At 61.6% G+C, this 18,376-nt stretch carries 15 protein-coding genes; 9 read left to right on the top strand and 6 right to left on the bottom strand.

All coding sequences use genetic code 11. The features are described 5' to 3' along the window. The first annotated feature begins 53 nt into the window (after nucleotides 1–53). Genes C5F71_RS15060 through C5F71_RS15025 form a run of 8 tightly spaced genes read left to right on the top strand, consistent with a single transcriptional unit; the run spans nucleotide 54 to nucleotide 6,574 of the window. Nucleotides 54–1,301, top strand: coding sequence for an NAD(P)/FAD-dependent oxidoreductase (locus C5F71_RS15060; RefSeq protein WP_224791170.1), 1,248 nt, complete (start codon nucleotides 54–56; stop codon nucleotides 1,299–1,301). 11 nt (nucleotides 1,302–1,312) lie between these two features. Further along, nucleotides 1,313–2,047, top strand: a complete 735-nt coding sequence (locus C5F71_RS15055) for a class I SAM-dependent methyltransferase (RefSeq protein ID WP_104912629.1) — start codon at nucleotides 1,313–1,315, stop codon at nucleotides 2,045–2,047. Continuing rightward, nucleotides 2,044–2,526, top strand: coding sequence for a DUF3261 domain-containing protein (locus tag C5F71_RS15050; protein WP_104911424.1), 483 nt, complete (start codon nucleotides 2,044–2,046; stop codon nucleotides 2,524–2,526). Before C5F71_RS15055 ends, C5F71_RS15050 begins: the two co-directional genes overlap by 4 nt. Then, nucleotides 2,523–3,689 (top strand): beta-ketoacyl-[acyl-carrier-protein] synthase family protein, encoded by a 1,167-nt coding sequence (locus C5F71_RS15045; protein ID WP_104911423.1) that lies wholly within the window; start codon nucleotides 2,523–2,525, stop codon nucleotides 3,687–3,689. The genes C5F71_RS15050 and C5F71_RS15045 overlap by 4 nt, the downstream gene beginning before the upstream one ends. After that, nucleotides 3,686–4,150, top strand: a complete 465-nt coding sequence (locus C5F71_RS15040; protein ID WP_104911422.1) for a hotdog family protein — start codon at nucleotides 3,686–3,688, stop codon at nucleotides 4,148–4,150. The genes C5F71_RS15045 and C5F71_RS15040 overlap by 4 nt, the downstream gene beginning before the upstream one ends. After that, nucleotides 4,143–4,871, top strand: coding sequence for a 3-oxoacyl-ACP reductase FabG (gene fabG, locus C5F71_RS15035; protein WP_029296098.1), 729 nt, complete (start codon nucleotides 4,143–4,145; stop codon nucleotides 4,869–4,871). The genes C5F71_RS15040 and fabG overlap by 8 nt, the downstream gene beginning before the upstream one ends. Next, nucleotides 4,871–6,097 (top strand): beta-ketoacyl-ACP synthase, encoded by a 1,227-nt coding sequence (locus C5F71_RS15030; protein ID WP_104911421.1) that lies wholly within the window; start codon nucleotides 4,871–4,873, stop codon nucleotides 6,095–6,097. Before fabG ends, C5F71_RS15030 begins: the two co-directional genes overlap by 1 nt. A gap of 27 nt (nucleotides 6,098–6,124) precedes the next feature. Next, complete coding sequence (locus tag C5F71_RS15025) at nucleotides 6,125–6,574, top strand: hypothetical protein (protein ID WP_029296094.1); 450 nt, start codon at nucleotides 6,125–6,127, stop codon at nucleotides 6,572–6,574. A 333-nt stretch (nucleotides 6,575–6,907) separates the two neighbouring features. Here C5F71_RS15025 and C5F71_RS15020 read toward each other — a convergent pair whose 3' ends face one another. Continuing rightward, on the bottom strand, nucleotides 6,908–7,801 hold the full coding sequence (locus C5F71_RS15020; RefSeq protein WP_029296092.1) for a LysR family transcriptional regulator: 894 nt from the start codon (nucleotides 7,799–7,801) through the stop codon (nucleotides 6,908–6,910). 155 nt (nucleotides 7,802–7,956) lie between these two features. Here C5F71_RS15020 and C5F71_RS15015 point away from each other — a divergent pair, with 155 nt between their 5' ends. Further along, nucleotides 7,957–9,189 (top strand): MFS transporter, encoded by a 1,233-nt coding sequence (locus C5F71_RS15015; protein WP_240160215.1) that lies wholly within the window; start codon nucleotides 7,957–7,959, stop codon nucleotides 9,187–9,189. A gap of 99 nt (nucleotides 9,190–9,288) precedes the next feature. On the opposite strand, the gene C5F71_RS15010 is transcribed toward C5F71_RS15015, so the two are convergent. From C5F71_RS15010 to gltB, 5 genes are all read right to left on the bottom strand, one after another. After that, complete coding sequence (locus C5F71_RS15010) at nucleotides 9,289–10,560, bottom strand: type II toxin-antitoxin system HipA family toxin (protein ID WP_104911420.1); 1,272 nt, start codon at nucleotides 10,558–10,560, stop codon at nucleotides 9,289–9,291. Then, nucleotides 10,553–10,816 carry a helix-turn-helix transcriptional regulator gene (locus tag C5F71_RS15005; RefSeq protein ID WP_224791169.1) on the bottom strand — a complete coding sequence of 88 codons (264 nt, stop codon included), beginning with the start codon at nucleotides 10,814–10,816 and terminating at the stop codon, nucleotides 10,553–10,555. The genes C5F71_RS15010 and C5F71_RS15005 overlap by 8 nt, the downstream gene beginning before the upstream one ends. Nucleotides 10,817–10,938: 122 nt before the next feature. Continuing rightward, nucleotides 10,939–12,006: a uroporphyrinogen decarboxylase gene (gene hemE / locus C5F71_RS15000; protein ID WP_029296084.1), complete on the bottom strand. Its 1,068-nt coding sequence runs from the start codon at nucleotides 12,004–12,006 to the stop codon at nucleotides 10,939–10,941. Nucleotides 12,007–12,249: 243 nt separating this feature from the next. Continuing rightward, nucleotides 12,250–13,668: an FAD-dependent oxidoreductase gene (locus C5F71_RS14995; RefSeq protein ID WP_010213750.1), complete on the bottom strand. Its 1,419-nt coding sequence runs from the start codon at nucleotides 13,666–13,668 to the stop codon at nucleotides 12,250–12,252. Between the two features lie 32 nt (nucleotides 13,669–13,700). Next, nucleotides 13,701–18,146 carry a glutamate synthase large subunit gene (gene gltB / locus C5F71_RS14990; protein WP_029296080.1) on the bottom strand — a complete coding sequence of 1,482 codons (4,446 nt, stop codon included), beginning with the start codon at nucleotides 18,144–18,146 and terminating at the stop codon, nucleotides 13,701–13,703. Nucleotides 18,147–18,376: the final 230 nt, after the last annotated feature.

Raw genomic sequence — 18,376 nt, 5'->3', positions numbered from 1 at the left:
CACTAATTTTTTTCAGTTGAATGTGATGATCGCCAACCCGGCAAGGAGCCACAGTGCCCACAGTTGAAATGGAACGTCGCCAGGTCGTGGTGATCGGTGCCGGCCCGTCCGGTGCCATTGCGGCCGCGTTGCTCAAGCGTAACGGGCATGATGTGTTGATTATCGAGCGCGAGCACTTCCCGCGTTTTTCCATCGGCGAGAGCCTGCTGTCCCACTGCATCGACTTTATCGAAGAAGCCGGCATGCTCGAGGCGGTCAACGCCGCCGGCTTCCAGCTGAAAACCGGTGCCGCATTTGCCTGGGGCGAGCGCTACAGTGCGTTTGATTTCGGTGACACGTTCAGTGAAGGCAAGCCCACTACCTTCCAGGTCCAGCGGGCCGATTTCGACAAGTTGCTGGCCGATCAGGCGGCGTTGCAGGGCGTAGAGATCCGTTACGGCCAGACCCTGGTCGGCGTGGACTTCGCCGCTGGCCACCGCTACCTGCATGTGCGCCGCGAGAATGGCCGCGAATACCACATCAAGGCCGGCTTCGTGCTCGACGCCAGCGGTTACGGCCGCGTGCTGCCCCGCCTGCTGAACCTGGAAGCACCCTCGAACTTTCCGTTGCGCCAGGCGGTGTTCACCCATGTCGAAGACCGTATCGAACACCCAGGCTTCGACCGCACCAAGATCCTCATCACCACCCACCCCACCCAGCGTGATATCTGGTTCTGGACCATCCCGTTCAGCAACGGGCGCTGCTCGGTGGGCGTGGTCGCGGCCAAGGAGCATTTCGACGGTTGTGATGGGGATCTCGATGCCTGCCTGCGCGGCTTTATCGAACAAACCCCGAGCCTGTCCAACGTTCTGGCGAACGCAGTGTGGGATACCCCGGCGCGGACCATCGGCGGCTACTCGGCCAACGTCACCACCTTGCACGGCCCCGGCTTTGCGCTGCTGGGCAACGCGGCGGAGTTCCTCGACCCGGTGTTCTCCTCGGGCGTGACCATCGCCATGCGCTCGGCCAGCATGGCCGCAGGCGTCCTGCATCGCCAGCTCAAAGGCGAGAGCGTGGACTGGCAGACCGAGTTTGCCGAACCGCTCAAGCGCGGGGTCGATACCTTCCGTTGCTACGTCGAAGGCTGGTACGCCGGCACGTTCCAGGATGTGATCTACCACCCTGGCAGCTCCCCGGAAATCCGCCGCATGATCAGCTCGATCCTCGCCGGTTATGCCTGGGACGAGCGCAACCCCTTTGTCAGCGAACCCAAGCGCCGTTTGCGGATGCTTTCGGAAATCTGTGCGGGGGAAAACCTATGAGCAGCCCTTCTGTGTCAAAAGAGTACTTGAGCAAAAACTACGTCGAAGAGACCAAATTCGGCTTCTGGTTCCTGCGCAGCCACACCTGGCAGCATCACGTCTTGCGCGTGGCGATCAACGACCTGCGCAGCCTGTTCAGCGACCCGTTGCCAGAAGCACCAGTGCTGCTGGATGCCGGTTGCGGCCAGGGCAAGTCGTTCCGTTACCTGCAGCAGGTGTTCGCCCCCGAGCGCCTGATCGGCCTAGACGCCGACCCGCACAGCCTCGACTTGAGCGGTGCCGAAGCCGCGCGCCAGGGCATTGAGATCGAGCTGATCGGCAGCGATTGCGCCACCCTCAACGTGGCCGATGAAAGTGTCGACATCCTGTTCTGCCACCAGACCTTCCACCACCTGGTGGAGCAGCAGCGGGCACTGACCGAGTTTTACCGGGTGCTCAAGCCCGGCGGCTACCTGCTGTTTGCCGAGTCCACCGAAGCCTATATCGATACCTGGGTGATTCGCTGGCTGTTCCGCCACCCGATGCATGTGCAGAAAAGCGCCGCCGAGTACCTGGAGATGATCCGCGACCAGGGTTTCGAGTTCGGCCCGCAGAATGTCTCGTACCCGTACCTGTGGTGGAGCCGCTCGGCAGACTTCGGCCTGCTGGAGCGCTGGGGCCTGCGCCAGCCCAAGCCGTTTGGCGAGCGTGAAGAAACCCTGGTGAATGTGGTCGCACGCAAGCCACTCACAGGCACGCCAGCATGATCCGTGCGTTGTTGATCGGCTGCCTGTTGCTGCTGGCCGCGTGTGCCAGCCAGCCGCCGCTGCCGGTGCATACGCCAAACCTGGCCTTGCCCGTGCAATTGCATATCGAGCGCGAGCAGGACGGCCAGCGCCAGGACTGGCTGCTGGTGATCCAGCGCGAGGGCGAAGCGCTGCGCTGGTCGCTGATGGACCCACTGGGCATCCCCCTCGCCCGGCAAAAACTGGTGGCCGGCAGTTGGCAAGCGGATGGTTTATTGCCGCCCAACCCCCAGGCCCGTGAATTGTTTGCCGCCTTGCTGTTTGCTTTGACGCCCGCCGCCGAGCTGCCAGGTAGCTACCCCCAAGCCCGTGAGGACGACGGTGTGCGGGCGCTCAAGCCGCATTGGCAAGTGATTTACCGCGCGCCCTTGACCTTCACCGTGAGCATGCCTGCCCAGCACCTGGATTATCGCGTCACCGCGCTTGAGAGCAGCCCATGACCGCCTACCTCAATGCCCTCGGGATCATCTGCGCCCTGGGCCGTGGCCAGCAGCAAGTGCGGCGCAACCTGTTTGCCGGGGATTGCTCGGGCATGCGCGCCGAGAGCGGCTGGGTGCCCGATCGGGTGCTGCCGGTGGGCAGCGTGCCCGGCGAACTGGCGGCGCTGCCGCCGCACCTGGCCCAGCAGAACAGCCGCAATAACCAGTTGCTGTTGGAAGCCGCCTTGCAGATCGAAGGCCCGATCCGGCAGGCGATCCAGACCTTTGGCGCCTCGCGCATCGGCATCGTACTGGGCACCAGCACCTCGGGCATCGATGAAGCCAGTCGCGGCATTGCCCATTACCTGCAGCAAGGGCAGTTCCCCGAAGATTACGACTACCGGCAACAAGAACTCGGCGCCCCGGCCAACTTCCTCGCCGACTGGCTGCAACTGAGCGGCCCGGCCTATGTGATTTCCACTGCCTGCACCTCCAGCGCTCGCGCGATGATGAGCGCGCGCCGCCTGCTGGACCTGGGCCTGTGCGATGCGGTGCTGTGTGGCGGGGTCGATAGCCTGTGCAAGCTGACCCTCAATGGCTTTACCTCCCTGGAGGCCGTGTCTTGCGAGCGTAGCAACCCGTTTTCGGTGAACCGCAATGGCATCAACATCGGCGAGGCGGCGGTGCTGTTCCTGATGAGCAAGACCCCAGCCACCATTGCCCTGCTGGGCAGCGGCGCGAGCTGCGATGCACACCATATTTCCGCGCCGGAACCCACGGGCAAGGGCGCTTTGCAGGCGATGAGCAAGGCCCTGACCAGTGCGAAGTTGGCACCGGAGCAGATCGGCTACCTGAACCTGCACGGCACCGCGACCCAGCACAACGACGCCATGGAAAGCCTGGCCGTGGCGACGCTGTTTCCCGCTGGCGTAGCCTGTTCCTCGACCAAGCCGATGACCGGCCATACCCTGGGCGCCGCCGGGGCGCTGGAAGCAGCGTTCTGCTGGCTGAGCCTGATCGAGGGCGCGCTGGCGCCGCATATCTGGGACGGCCAGGCCGACCCGGCGCTGCCCGCCCTGCGCTGGGCCAAGGTCGGTGACACCCTGGAAAAACGCTGCCTGATGAGCAACTCGTTTGCCTTCGGCGGCAATAACGTCAGCCTGATTATCGGAGACGCCCCATGATCGATTGGCCGCTCGCCGAACTGCTGCCCCACGCCGGGGACATGATCCTGATCGACCAGGTGCTGGCGTTCGATGAAGAGCAGATCCGCACCCGCCTCACCGTCAAGCCTGGCGGCCTGTTCAACCGCCCCGACGGCAGCCTGCCGGCCTGGGTCGGCGTCGAGTTGATGGCGCAAAGCGTCGCCGCCTATGCCGGCTGCCGGGCGCGGCAGAACGGTGAAGCCGTCGAACTGGGGTTCCTGTTGGGCACCCGTAAGTTTGAATGCAACGTCGAGCACTTTCCCGCCGGCACCGAGCTGACCATCCACGGCCTGCGCTCCCTGGAAGACGACAACGGCATGGGTGTGTTCGAATGCCACCTGACCGGCGACGGGATCCAGGCCAGCGCGCGCCTGAACGTATTTCGACCGCCCCAGGCGGCCAACTATTTAGCTGAATCGAAGGACACGCGTCATGACTGAATCCGTACTGGTCACCGGCTCCAGCCGGGGTATCGGCCGCGCTATCGCCCTGCGCCTGGCCCAGGCCGGCCATGACATCGTGCTGCATTGCCGCAGTGGTCGCGCCGAGGCGGATGCCGTACAGGTCGAAATCCAGGCCCTGGGCCGCAAGGCGCGGGTGCTGCAATTCGATGTGGCAGACCGTGCCACCTGCAAGCAGATCCTCGAAGCCGACGTTGAAGCCCACGGCGCCTATTACGGTGTGGTGCTCAACGCCGGGTTGACCCGCGATGGCGCGTTCCCGGCGCTTTCGGAAGACGACTGGGACGTGGTGATGCGCACCAATCTCGACGGGTTCTACAACGTGCTGCACCCGGTGATGATGCCGATGATCCGACGCCGCGCGGCCGGGCGCATTGTGTGCATCACTTCGGTCTCGGGGCTGATCGGCAATCGTGGCCAGGTCAACTACAGCGCGTCCAAGGCCGGCTTGATCGGCGCGGCCAAGGCCCTGGCAATCGAGTTGGGCAAGCGCAAGATCACCGTCAACTGCGTGGCTCCCGGCCTGATCGACACGGCAATGCTTGATGAGAACGTGCCGGTGGAAGAACTGATGAAGATGATCCCCGCGCAACGCATGGGTACGCCAGAAGAGGTCGCCAGTGCGGTGAATTTCCTGATGTCCGCCGAAGCCGGCTACATCACCCGCCAGGTCCTGGCTGTGAACGGGGGCCTGTGCTGATGAAACGTGTGGTAGTCACCGGCATGGCCGGCATGACCTCCTTGGGCTGCGACTGGGAAACCATCGTCGCCAACTTCCGTGCCCCGCGCAGCGGTATCCGGCGCATGGATGAGTGGGATCGCTTCAGCGAACTGAACACCCGTTTGGCCGGGCCGATTGATGATTTTGTGGTGCCGGCCCACTGGACCCGCAAGCAACTGCGCAGCATGGGCCGGGTCTCGCGCCTGGCCGTGTGGGCCGCGGAGCAGGCGTTGCAGGACGCCGGCCTGCTGGGCGATGCGTCGATCAAGGACGGGCGCATGGGCGTGGCCTGCGGCTCGTCCACCGGCAGCACCGATGAGATCAAGGCCTTTGGCAATATGCTGCTCAACTCGGTGGCCGAGGGCCTGAACGCCAACTCCTATGTGCGCATGATGCCGCACACCACGGCGGCCAATATCAGCATTTTCTTTGGCCTCACCGGGCGCCTGATCCCCACGTCCAGCGCCTGCACCAGCGGTAGCCAGGGCATCGGCTATGCCTATGAGGCGATCAAGTTCGGCCGCCTGCCATTGATGCTCGCCGGTGGCGCCGAAGAGCTGTGCCCCACCGAAGCCATGGTGTTTGATGCGCTCTACGCCACCAGCCTGAAAAACGACGCCCCGCAAACCAGCCCACGCCCCTACGACAGCGGCCGCGATGGCCTGGTGATCGGCGAAGGCGGCGGCATGCTGGTGCTTGAGGAGCTGGAACATGCCTTGGCCCGTGGCGCGCATATCCATGCCGAGATCGTCGGCTTTGGCAGCAACGCTGACGGCCAGCACACCACCCGTCCCGAGCAGGTCACCATGCGTCGCGCCATGGAACTGGCCCTGGAAGATGCCGGCCTGACGCCGGATGCCATCGGCTACGTGAACGGCCACGGCACCGCCACCGAACAAGGCGACATTGCCGAAACCCTGGCCACCAGCAGCCTGTTCGGCAGCCGCATGCCCATCAGTTCGCAGAAGAGCTTCCTGGGCCATACCCTGGGCGCCTGCGGCGCGCTGGAGTCGTGGTTCAGCATCGAAATGATGAACCGTGACCAATACGTGCCGACCTTCAACCTCGATCAAGTCGACCCGCGCTGCGGCGAACTGGATTACCTGCGCGGCGAGTTCCGCCAGATGCACAACGACTACGTAATGAACAACAACTTTGCCTTTGGCGGCGTCAACACGTCGCTGATCTTTCGCCGCTGGCAGTAAGCCTTTTATTTGATTGGAGAGAACGGAATGTCTTCGTTGCTACGCGCCACCCTCATCGCCCTGACCCTGCTGACCGCCGCCGGCTGTACCAGCAAACCGGTGCTCAACACCCAGCACGCGCTCGCCGCCAACGAGCAGGTCAGCGAAGAGAAAATGAAACAGAGCATCCTCACCGCCCTGGACAAGCGCAACTGGACCGTCCAGCGCGCCGACCCACGCCTGATCCAGGCCCAGATCAACGTGCGCAACCGCTACTACGCCGAGATCGACATCCGCTATACCGGCACCAGCTACGCCATCACCTACCGTGACAGCCAGGAACTGGGCTACAAGGACGGCAAGATTCATCGCAACTACAACCGCTGGGTGAGCATGCTCGACCGCGACATCATGGCCGGGCTGCGCACAAACGGCGCGGCGCAAGCGGGTACGGCGGCGCAGTTGTTCAAGGAGACGGGGACGTCGAAGCAGAACTGAGTGGCGCCTGGCAAGCCAGCATCCACCTAACACCAGAAACGACAAAGGGCGCCTTTCGGCGCCCTCTTCACAAGCAGGCTGGCTTGTCATCGCCTTTGTCCTGCCCGGCTCTGCGATAGCTGGATTTCCAGGATCCTCAGAGTCTCACAAGCCCCTTTCGGGAACTGGGGCAGTATGCCTGAAAAGCCGGATAGGACAATCCGTGGCAAAACGCCTCCTGTCTTGGGGTTGATAGAGAAGTGTCATCCATGTCACTCAGTGAAAAAGAAACGATTTTGCGCAACGCCAAAGCAAATCACTAAACCGGTTCCGTTACCTGATATGTGACCGCCGCTACACCAACGCCTTGCGCGTCAGCAGCTCGACAAACGCCTTGGCCATGGGCGACTGCTGGTCTTTACGCTGCACCAGCCACACCGCCGTCACTGCCTCCGGGTCGAGCAAGGTGCGGTAGACCACGCCGTCGATGCGGATGCGCTGGTACGAGGCCGGCAACACCGACACCCCCAACCCCGCCGCCACCAGGCCGATGATGGTCATGGCTTCGCCGGCCTCTTGTGCGAAGTACGGGCTGAAGCCGGCATCGCGGGCCAGGTTGATCAGTTGCGCATATAAACCACTGCCGTAGGCCCGTGGGAAAAACACAAAAGGTTCGTCAGCCAACTGCGTCAGGTGCAGGCCCCGCTCGCTGCCTTGGGCCAACGGATGGCCGGCACTCAGCACCGCCACCAGGGGCTCGCGCATCAACTCCACGACACTCAATGAGTCCGGCAAGGGCAGCGGGCGCATCAGGCCGACCTGGATCGACTCGTCCACCAGTGCCCCCGCCACCTCGGTGCTGCTCATTTCCTGCAGGTTCAGGTGCACCGCCGGGAAGGCCTGGCGAAAAGCAAAAATCGCCTGTGGGATGCTGGAGTTGAATGGCGCCGAAGAAGTGAAGCCGATCTTCAATTCGCCCAATTCCCCCAACTGCGCACGGCGCGCCACGTCTGCGGCCTTGTCGACCTGGGCCAGTACCAGGCGGGCTTCTGTGAGGAACAAGCGGCCAGCCTCGCTCAGCTCGACCCGACGATTGGTACGTTCAAACAAGCGGGCGCCGACCTCCTGTTCCAGGGCCTGTATCTGCTGGCTCAACGGCGGCTGGGAGATGCCTAATACCTGGGCAGCCCGGCCGAAATGCAGCTCTTCAGCCACGGCGATGAAGTAGCGCAAGTGGCGCAATTCCATGAAAACCTCATTAGGTCGTAAAAGCTATCAAACAGGTCGAACAATATATTGGAAAGAATCATTAGCCAGCTATATTCTTTTTTCATTGCCAGCCCTGGCAGCCTTTGCCACCGAGGTCCCGCGTGAAATCTGCTGTTGCTCCACTCGCCCAGGAACTGCCACCCACCGCCCTCGACGAGGTGGTGGCGCAACTCAACGATGTGTACATCGAAAAAGACACGCCGATGTTCATGCGCACGGTGCTGGCCCTGTTTTCCGGCGGGTTTGCCACCTTTGCCCTGCTGTATTGCGTGCAGCCGATGATGCCGGCGTTGTCCCACGAGTTTTCCATCAATGCCGCGCAAAGCAGCCTGATCCTCTCTGTCTCCACGGCGATGCTCGCTTTTGGCCTGTTGATCACCGGACCGATTTCCGACCGCCTGGGGCGCAAGCCAGTGATGGTCACCTCGCTGTTCTGCGCGGCGGTATGCACCATCGCCAGCGGCCTGATGCCGACCTGGGAAGGCATCCTGTTACTGCGTGCGCTGCTGGGCCTGTCCCTTAGTGGCTTGGCGGCCGTGGCCATGACCTACCTCAGCGAAGAGATCCATCCGCAGCACATCGGCTTGGCCATGGGCCTGTATATCGGCGGCAATGCGATTGGGGGCATGAGCGGGCGCCTGATCACCGGCGTGCTGATCGATTTCGTCAGTTGGCACACCGCGATGTTGATCATCGGCGCACTGGCACTGATTGCGGCAACCGTGTTCTGGAAGATCCTCCCCGAGTCGCGCAACTTCCGCGCCAGCAGCCTCAAGCCGCGCAACCTGATCAACGGCTTTGTCATGCACTTCAAGGATGCGGGCCTGCCGTGGCTGTTTCTCGAAGCCTTCGTGCTGATGGGCGCCTTCGTCACGCTGTTCAACTACATCGGCTACCGCTTGCTGGCCGCCCCTTATGACATGAGCCAGGCGGTGGTCGGCCTGTTGTCAGTGGTGTACCTGTCGGGCATCTACAGCTCGGCGAAGATCGGCTCGCTGGCCGACCGCCTGGGCCGGCGCCGCATGTTGTGGGCCACTATCGTGCTGATGCTCGCCGGCATCACCCTGACCCTGTTCAGCCCACTGCCACTGATCATCATCGGCATGTTGGTCTTCACCTTCGGCTTCTTCGGCGCCCATTCGGTGGCCAGCAGCTGGATTGGCCGACGAGCGCTGAAAGCCAAGGGGCAGGCGTCGTCGCTGTACCTGTTCAGCTACTACGCGGGGTCGAGTATTGCCGGTACGGCGGGGGGTGTTTTCTGGCACTACGGGGGGTGGAACGGGATTGGCGGGTTTATCGTTGCACTGTTGATCGTTGCGCTGCTGGTGGCGTTGAAGCTGGCGAAGTTGGCGCCCCTCAAACGGTAGGAGCGGGCTGGCCATCGGTATATACACAACATTCCGGCACTGACAAACTACCCCTGTCTGCTTGGATTTCGGCATTAATCGTCAGTCAGAAAAACCGCGTTACCGCGTTTTTTTCACCACAGGTTTTCGTTTCATACCGCCCACCAACGAGTCATGACACGCCATGGCACGCCCCGCATCCCATTCGGCCTGCATCGCCGAAAACAGCTCAACGTCGATTCGGGCTTGATGGGTGACGAGCGCCTCGGACATGGCCTCTGCGATTCGCTCGATGATTATCCCTGGCTTTTCCACGGCACAGTGTTTACGACCGAACTCCATCAGTTGTTGGCGATCCGGGTAGGTCTTCACCTTGTTCATCTTGATTGCCAACGTGCGATCAACCAATGAGCGTCCGGACTTGGGGTTGTAGTGCTCATACACCGTGGTGGTAGTCACATCAAACACCGGCGCCAACCGCACCGTTTCACGCGCGCCAGGATGGGTATAGAGCACCCCGAAGTTCTTCAAGTGCGCATCGCCATTGCGCACCATCACTGACAGGCAGACGGAAGAGAAAAACCGCTCAAGCTCGCGCAGCGGCTCGCCATGCGCACAGACATGGTCAATGACCGTAGCCAGGGTTTCGTAGCTCTGGGAATACTTGTAATTGTCATGGGGGTCTTTGTTGAGGCCCAAAAGCACCGCCATGTCTTCAAAACCCAGCCGCCCAGACGGTGTCAGGTCAAAGCGTTCCATGACAAACAGATCGCCTGCTTCGGACAACCAGAATGGCGGTGTTTCCAGCCCCGCAATGCGCGCGGCTTCCATGCAGAGGAATTCATTCTGGGCCAGATGAGCATATTCATCGGCCCCGGACTTTACGATCAGGTCGGAACTGAGCAGGGTTTTACGGCCACCGGCCAGCTTGTCCAGATCAGGCACCAACACTTTGGGCTGCACGCCGGAAATACCCGACTCGAAATAGGTGTGCACCAAAAACGCAAAGATGTCCTGGGTACTGTCAGCCGAAAGAATTTGGCCTAGCCCTACCTGGGCACGCACGGCAGCCGACGCTTCGACGGGGTTCTGATAGGTCAGGCGCCCGATCTGGTTCCCGCCAATAACCGATAGCAGGCGCATCTCATCTACCTGAATGTGCCTGGCCATACGGCGCTTTATCTGATCGGCGAGAAAACCTTCCGGCACGTTCATATCAAAAATCGGATGCAACACGTTGCTGACCGCAGGCGTCGGGTCATAAGGCATGACCAGCGACACCTCGCGCTCGGTATCGGCAGATGCGTACGCAAACGAGAACTGAGAGCCCTTGGACAACTCGCCCGAACGCCCCTGCGGGGTAACGACGTTGAGTAACTTGACTCTACTCATCGTGCTCTACCAGGTCCGCCAGGGATTTGAGATCTATGCGTTTGTCGACGACTTCCAATGCCATCCCAAGTGCCGAGATCACCCGGAATACCGTGTACATCGCAACGTTCTCACCCGCTTCAAGATCAATGATGGTCTTGCGATTGCACTTGGCCCGATCCGCCAGTTGCGCCTGGCTGTAACCTTTGGCGCGACGTAACTGGCGTATCCTTTCGCCAAGTTGAGGTGGATTCGCCAGCAGCATGATGTCACCCATATTGGACTTTTTTAAATAAAAAGCAGAATAAGTCCTATATGAAGGACTTTACTAGCACCTTACGTCTGTTTCGGGCCCAAAAAAACGCCCAGCCTAAGCCGGGCGTTTTTTATGAGCTGAAATCACTCGTGATACTGCGCCGACAACTCATGCACCGCCCGCAGGAACGCGCCTGCATGCTCCGGGTTCACTTCCGGGGTGATGCCGTGGCCAAGGTTGAATACGTGGCCACTGCCTTTGCCGTAGCTGGCGAGGATGCGACCTACTTCGGTACGGATGGCTTCAGGCTTGGCGTAGAGCACGGTCGGGTCCATGTTGCCTTGCAGGGCCACTTGGTTGCCCACACGGCGACGGGCTTCGCCCAGGTCGCAGGTCCAGTCCAGGCCCAGCGCGTCGGCACCGGCGTCGGCAATGCTTTCCAGCCACAGGCCGCCGCCCTTGGTGAACATGATCACCGGCACTTTGCGGCCTTCGTGTTCGCGGATCAGGCCGCTGACGATTTTGCGCATATAGGCCAGGGAGAACTCCTGGTACGCCGCCGCCGACAGGTTGCCACCCCAGGTGTCGAAGATCTGCACCGCTTGCGCACCGGCCATGATCTGGCCGTTGAGGTAGGAAATGACCGACTGCGCCAGCTTGTCCAGCAGCAGGTGCATGGCTTGTGGGTTGTCGTAGAGCATGGCCTTGGTCTTGCGGAAGTCTTTCGACGAACCGCCTTCGACCATATAGGTGGCCAGGGTCCACGGGCTGCCGGAGAAGCCGATCAACGGTACGCGGCCATTGAGCTCACGGCGGATGGTGCTGACGGCGTCCATCACATAACCGAGGTCTTTGTGGGGATCCGGGATCGGCAGGGCTTCGATATCGGCCAGGGTGCTGACCACTTTCTTGAAGCGCGGGCCTTCGCCGGTTTCAAAGTACAGGCCTTGGCCCATGGCGTCGGGGATGGTCAGGATATCGGAGAAGAGGATGGCCGCATCCAGTTGTGGATAGCGGTCCAGCGGCTGCATCGTGACTTCGCAGGCGAACTCCGGATTCATGCACAGGCTCATGAAATCGCCCGCATTGGCGCGGCTGGCGCGGTATTCCGGCAGGTAGCGACCGGCTTGACGCATCATCCACACTGGGGTGACGTCTACAGGTTGCTTGAGCAGGGCACGAAGGAAACGGTCGTTCTTGAGGGCAGTCATGTCGGCATCCGCAAAAAAAGTGCGGGCATTTTCTCAGAGCCGGACGCAAAAGGCACGGTTGCAGGTCAGCCTTTTGTCTATCGGGTCAATTTGTCGCGGACATGAGAGCGCTGCAAAACAAATGTGGGAGCGGGCTTGCTCGCGAATGCGGTGGCTCAGTCGACATATTTAGTGACTAATACAGCGCATTCGCGAGCAAGCCCGCTCCCACATTTTTGATCCCATTGCAGCGGGGGACCCGTATTAGACCTGCAAGTAGTCCAGGATGCCTTCGGCGGCGTTGCGGCCTTCGAAGATCGCCGTTACTACCAGGTCCGAACCGCGCACCATGTCGCCACCGGCGAAGATTTTCGGGTTGCTGGTCTGGTGCTTGTACTGGCCTTGTTCCGGGGCTACGACGCGGCCCTGGCTGTCGGTCTGGATCTGGAACTGCTCGAACCACGGCGCCGGGCTTGGACGGAAACCGAAAGCGATGACCACGGCGTCAGCCGGGATGATCTCTTCGGAACCCGGGATCGGCTCGGGGCTGCGGCGGCCACGGGCGTCCGGCTCGCCGAGACGGGTCTCGACCACCTTCACGCCTTCAACGCGATCTTCACCCACAATGGCGATCGGCTGGCGGTTGTAGAGGAATTTCACGCCCTCTTCCTTGGCGTTCTTCACCTCTTTGCGCGAGCCGGGCATGTTGGCTTCGTCACGGCGATAGGCACAGGTCACCGACTTGGCGCCCTGGCGGATCGACGTGCGGTTGCAGTCCATCGCGGTGTCGCCACCGCCCAGTACCACGACCTTCTTGCCTTTCATGTCGACGAAATCTTCCGGCGACTTTTCAAAGCCCAGGTTGCGGTTGACGTTGGCGATCAGGAAGTCGAGCGCGTCATACACGCCCGGCAGGTCCTCACCGGCAAAGCCGCCCTTCATGTAGGTGTAGGTGCCCATGCCCATGAATACCGCATCGTATTCTTCGAGCAACTGCTCCATGGTCACGTCTTTGCCGATCTCGGTGTTCAGGCGGAACTCGATGCCCATGCCGGTGAAGACTTCGCGGCGATTGCTCAACACGGTCTTTTCCAGCTTGAACTCGGGGATGCCGAAGGTCAGCAGGCCACCGATTTCCGGGTTCTTGTCGAACACTACCGGGGTCACGCCGCCGCGTACCAGCACGTCGGCACAGCCCAGGCCCGCCGGGCCTGCGCCGATGATCGCGACACGCTTGCCGGTCGGCTTGACCTTGGACATGTCCGGGCGCCAGCCCATGGCGAACGCGGTGTCGGTGATGTACTTCTCCACCGAACCGATGGTCACCGCGCCAAAACCGTCATTGAGGGTGCAGGCACCCTCGCACAGACGATCCTGGGGGCACACCCGGCCGCAGACTTCCGGCAGGGTGTTGGTCTGGTGCGACAGCTCGGCGGCGGCGAGGATATTGCCCTCGGCTACCAGCTTGAGCCAGTTGGGAATGAAGTTGTGCACCGGGCACTTCCACTCGCAATACGGGTTACCGCAACCCAGGCAACGGTGGGCCTGGTCGGCCGAGTGCTGGGGTTTGAAGGGTTCGTAGATTTCCACGAACTCTTTCTTGCGTTGACGCAACAGTTTCTTCTTCGGATCTTTGCGCCCGACATCGATGAACTGGAAGTCGTTATTCAGACGTTCAGCCATGTTAAAACCTCATCAAACTCTTCAGGCGCATATCACTGCGGGTTGGCACGGATGCTGGAAAGCAACGATTTCAGGTTGGCAGCCTTGGGCTTGACCAGCCAGAAACGACGCAGGTAATCATCGAGGTTCTCGGCGAGGTTACGACCCCATTCGCTGCCGGTCTCCTCGACGTACTCGTCCAGCACGTGCTGCAAGTGGTTCCGGTAGGACTCCATGGCTTCGCCGCTGATCCGCTGGATCTCGACCAACTCGTGGTTGACCTTGTCGACGAAGGTGTTGTCCTGGTCCAGCACGTAGGCGAAACCGCCGGTCATGCCCGAACCGAAGTTGTAACCGGTCTTGCCCAATACCGCGACAAAGCCCCCGGTCATGTACTCGCAGCAGTGATCGCCAGTGCCTTCGACCACGGTGTGGGCACCGGAGTTACGCACGGCGAAACGCTCACCGGCGGTGCCGGCAGCGAACAGCTTGCCACCGGTGGCGCCGTACAAGCAGGTGTTGCCGATAATGGCACTGTCCTGGGTCTTGTAGACGCTACCCGCTGGCGGAACGATCACCAGCTTGCCGCCAGTCATGCCCTTGCCCACGTAGTCGTTGGCGTCGCCTTCGAGGTACATGTGCAGGCCACCGGCGTTCCACACGCCAAAGCTCTGGCCGGCCGTGCCCTTGAAGCGGAAAGTGATCGGCGCCTTGGCCATGCCCTGGTTGCCGTGCTTGCGCGCGATTTCGCCAGAGATCCGCGCACCGATGGAACGGTCGCAGTTGCAGATATCCAGGGCGAACTCGCCACCGCTGGCGTCATTGATCGAGGAGCCGGCCATATCGACCATCTTCTCGGCCAACAGGCCTTTGTCGAACGGCGGGTTGCGCTCTACCTGGCAGAACTGTGGCTTGTCTGCCGGGATGTGATCGCTGCCCAACAGTGGCGTCAGGTCCAGGTGGTGCTGCTTGGCGGTCTGGCCCTGGAGGATGTCTAGCAGATCGGTACGGCCGATCAGCTCTTCCAGGGAACGCACGCCGAGCTTGGCCAGCCACTCACGGGTCTCTTCGGCGACGTAGGTGAAGAAATTCACCACCATGTCGACGGTGCCGATGTAGTGATCCTTGCGCAGCTTCTCGTTCTGCGTCGCCACGCCGGTGGCGCAGTTGTTCAGGTGGCAGATGCGCAGGTATTTGCAGCCCAGGGCGATCATTGGCGCGGTACCGAAGCCAAAGCTTTCGGCGCCGAGGATGGCGGCCTTGATTACGTCGAGGCCGGTTTTCAGGCCGCCGTCGGTCTGTACCCGGACTTTGCCGCGCAGGTCGTTGCCGCGCAGTGTCTGGTGAGTCTCGGCCAGGCCCAGCTCCCACGGTGCACCGGCGTACTTGATGGAGGTCAGCGGCGATGCGCCGGTGCCGCCGTCATAGCCGGAGATGGTGATCAGGTCGGCATAGGCCTTGGCCACGCCAGCGGCGATGGTGCCCACGCCGGCTTCCGCCACCAGTTTCACCGAGACCAGGGCCTGCGGGTTGACTTGCTTGAGGTCGAAAATCAGCTGCGACAAGTCTTCAATCGAATAGATGTCGTGGTGCGGCGGTGGCGAAATCAGGGTCACGCCTGGCACTGCGTAACGCAGCTTGGCGATCAGGCCGTTGACCTTGCCGCCCGGCAGTTGCCCGCCTTCACCGGGCTTGGCGCCCTGGGCCACCTTGATCTGCAGCACTTCGGCGTTGACCAGGTATTCCGGGGTCACCCCGAAACGGCCAGTGGCGACCTGCTTGATTTTCGAGCTCTTGATGGTGCCGTAGCGCGCCGGGTCTTCGCCGCCTTCGCCGGAGTTGGAACGCGCACCCAGGCGGTTCATGGCTTCGGCCAGGGCTTCGTGGGCCTCGGGCGACAAGGCGCCCAAGGAGATACCGGCAGAGTCAAAGCGCTTGAGGATCGATTCCAGCGGCTCGACTTCAGCGATGTCCATCGGCGTATCCAGGGTCTTCACCTGGAACAGGTCGCGGATCATCGACACCGGGCGGTTATCCACCAGCGCGGTGTATTCCTTGAACTTGGCGTAGTCGCCCTGCTGCACAGCGGCTTGCAGGGTGTTGACCACATCCGGGTTGTACGCGTGGTATTCGCCACCGTGCACGAACTTGAGCAGGCCACCTTGCTGGATCGGCTTGCGCGCGCTCCAGGCTTCGGCCGCCAGGGCTTTCTGTTCGGCTTCGATATCGACGAAACGCGCACCCTTGATGCGGCTCGGCACGCCACGGAAGCTCAGCTCGCAGACTTCTTCGGACAAGCCGATAGCTTCGAACAGTTGCGCACCGCGATAGGACGTGACGGTGGAGATGCCCATCTTCGACAGGATCTTCAGCAGGCCCTTGGTGATGCCTTTGCGGTAGTTCTTGAATACTTCGTACAGATCGCCCAGCACTTCGCCGGTACGAATCAGGTCGCCCAGTACTTCGTACGCCAGGAACGGATACACCGCCGAGGCGCCAAAGCCGATCAGCACCGCAAAGTGATGCGGGTCGCGGGCGGTGGCGGTTTCGACGAGGATGTTGGAGTCGCAGCGCAGGCCTTTTTCGGTCAGGCGGTGGTGCACCGCGCCGGTGGCCAGGGATGCGTGGATCGGCAGCTTGCCCGGGGCGATATGGCGGTCGGTCAGCACGATCTGCGTGCGACCGGCGCGCACGGCTTCTTCAGCCTGATCGGCGACGTTGCGCACCGCGGCTTCCAGGCCGAGGCTCTCGTCGTAGTTCAGGTCGATGATCTGGCGGTCAAAGCCTGGGCGCTCCAGGGTCATCAGCGAGCGCCACTTGGCCGGGGAAATGACCGGCGAGCTGAGGATCACGCGTGAGGCGTGCTCTGGCGATTCCTGGAAAATATTGCGCTCGGCACCGAGGCACACTTCCAGGGACATCACGATGGCTTCACGCAGCGGGTCGATCGGCGGGTTGGTCACCTGGGCGAACTGCTGACGGAAATAGTCGTACGGCGTGCGCACACGCTGGGACAGCACGGCCATTGGCGTGTCGTCGCCCATGGAGCCAACCGCCTCGTAGCCTTGCTCGCCGAGCGGGCGCAGGACCTGGTCGCGCTCTTCGAACGTGACCTGGTACATCTTCATGTACTGCTTGAGCTGGTCGACGTCGTAGAAGGCCGAACCGTGGTCGTTGTCTTCCATGGTCGCCTGGATACGCAGGGCGTTCTTGCGCAGCCATTGCTTGTACGGGTGGCGCGACTTCAAGCGGTTGTCGATGGCGTCGGTGTCGAGGATCTGCCCGGTTTCGGTGTCCACGGCAAGGATCTGGCCAGGGCCGACGCGACCTTTGGCGATCACGTCTTCAGGCTGGTAGTTCCACACGCCGACTTCCGAGGCCAGGGTGATGAAGCCGTTGGTGGTGGTCACCCAACGCGCCGGGCGCAGGCCGTTGCGGTCGAGCAGGCACACCGCGTAGCGGCCGTCAGTCATGACCACGCCGGCCGGGCCGTCCCACGGTTCCATGTGCATCGAGTTGTACTCATAGAACGCCCGCAGGTCCGGGTCCATGGTCTCGACGTTCTGCCACGCTGGCGGAATGATCATGCGCACGCCACGGAACAGGTCGATGCCGCCGGTGACCATCAGTTCCAGCATGTTGTCCATGCTCGAGGAGTCGGAACCCACACGGTTGACCAGCGGGCCGAGCTCTTCGAGGTCCATCAAGTCGTTGGCGAACTTGGTGCGACGGGCCACGGCCCAGTTGCGGTTGCCGGTGATGGTGTTGATCTCGCCGTTGTGGGCGAGGAAGCGGAATGGCTGGGCCAACGGCCATTTCGGCAGGGTATTGGTGGAGAAGCGCTGGTGGAACACGCAGATCGCGGTTTGCAGGCGCTCATCGCTCAGGTCTGGATAGAAGGCGGTCAAGTCCGCCGGCATCATCAGGCCTTTGTAAATGATGGTCTTGTGGGAAAAGCTGCAGATGTAGTGGTCAGTGTCCAGGGCGTTGGCCACGGACGAGCGACGACGGGAAGTGAACAGCTTGATCGCCATGTCCTGGTCGCTCAGGCCGTCGCCTGCGATGAACACTTGTTCGATCTGCGGCAGGCGCTCGTGGGCCAGGCGGCCGAGCACACTGGTATCGATTGGCACTTTGCGCCAGCCAACCAGTTGCAGGCCAGCGGCGAGGATCTCGCGGTTCATGTTCTCGCGAGCGGCCTCGGCTTTGACCGGGTCCTGATTGAAGAACACCATGCCCACGGCGTATTGCTTGGGCAGATCGGCGCCGAAGGTTTCCTTGGCGACAGCGCGCAGGAACTGGTCGGGCTTTTGAATCAGCAAGCCGCAACCGTCACCGGTCTTGCCGTCAGCGTTGATCCCACCGCGGTGGGTCATGCAGGTCAGGGCCTCGATGGCCGTTTGCAGAAGGGTATGACTGGGTTCGCCCTGCATATGGGCTATCAGGCCGAAACCACAGTTATCCTTGAATTCATCGGGTTGGTACAGACCTGCTTTCATAGACACTTTCTCACCAGGCTGCCTCTTATTTCGAGGCAAATTTCTTTTCAATTCAACCGGTTACCTTCCACGCCGAACGTACGCCGGCTTAGCGGGGGCAAAAGGGAGGTCATTGTACACACCGACACAGACGCCCACAAATTTGGCGACGAACTGTCGCAAATCTATGTCGCATTTATGAAAGGTTTAAAGCGATATGCTGTGCTAGTCAAAACTTTTTTAATTTCGAC

This window comes from Pseudomonas sp. LG1D9, from assembly GCF_002949995.1.
In the GTDB taxonomy this organism is placed as follows: Bacteria; Pseudomonadota; Gammaproteobacteria; order Pseudomonadales; family Pseudomonadaceae; genus Aquipseudomonas; species Aquipseudomonas proteolytica.
This window is presented reverse-complemented; position numbering and strand designations above follow the sequence as displayed.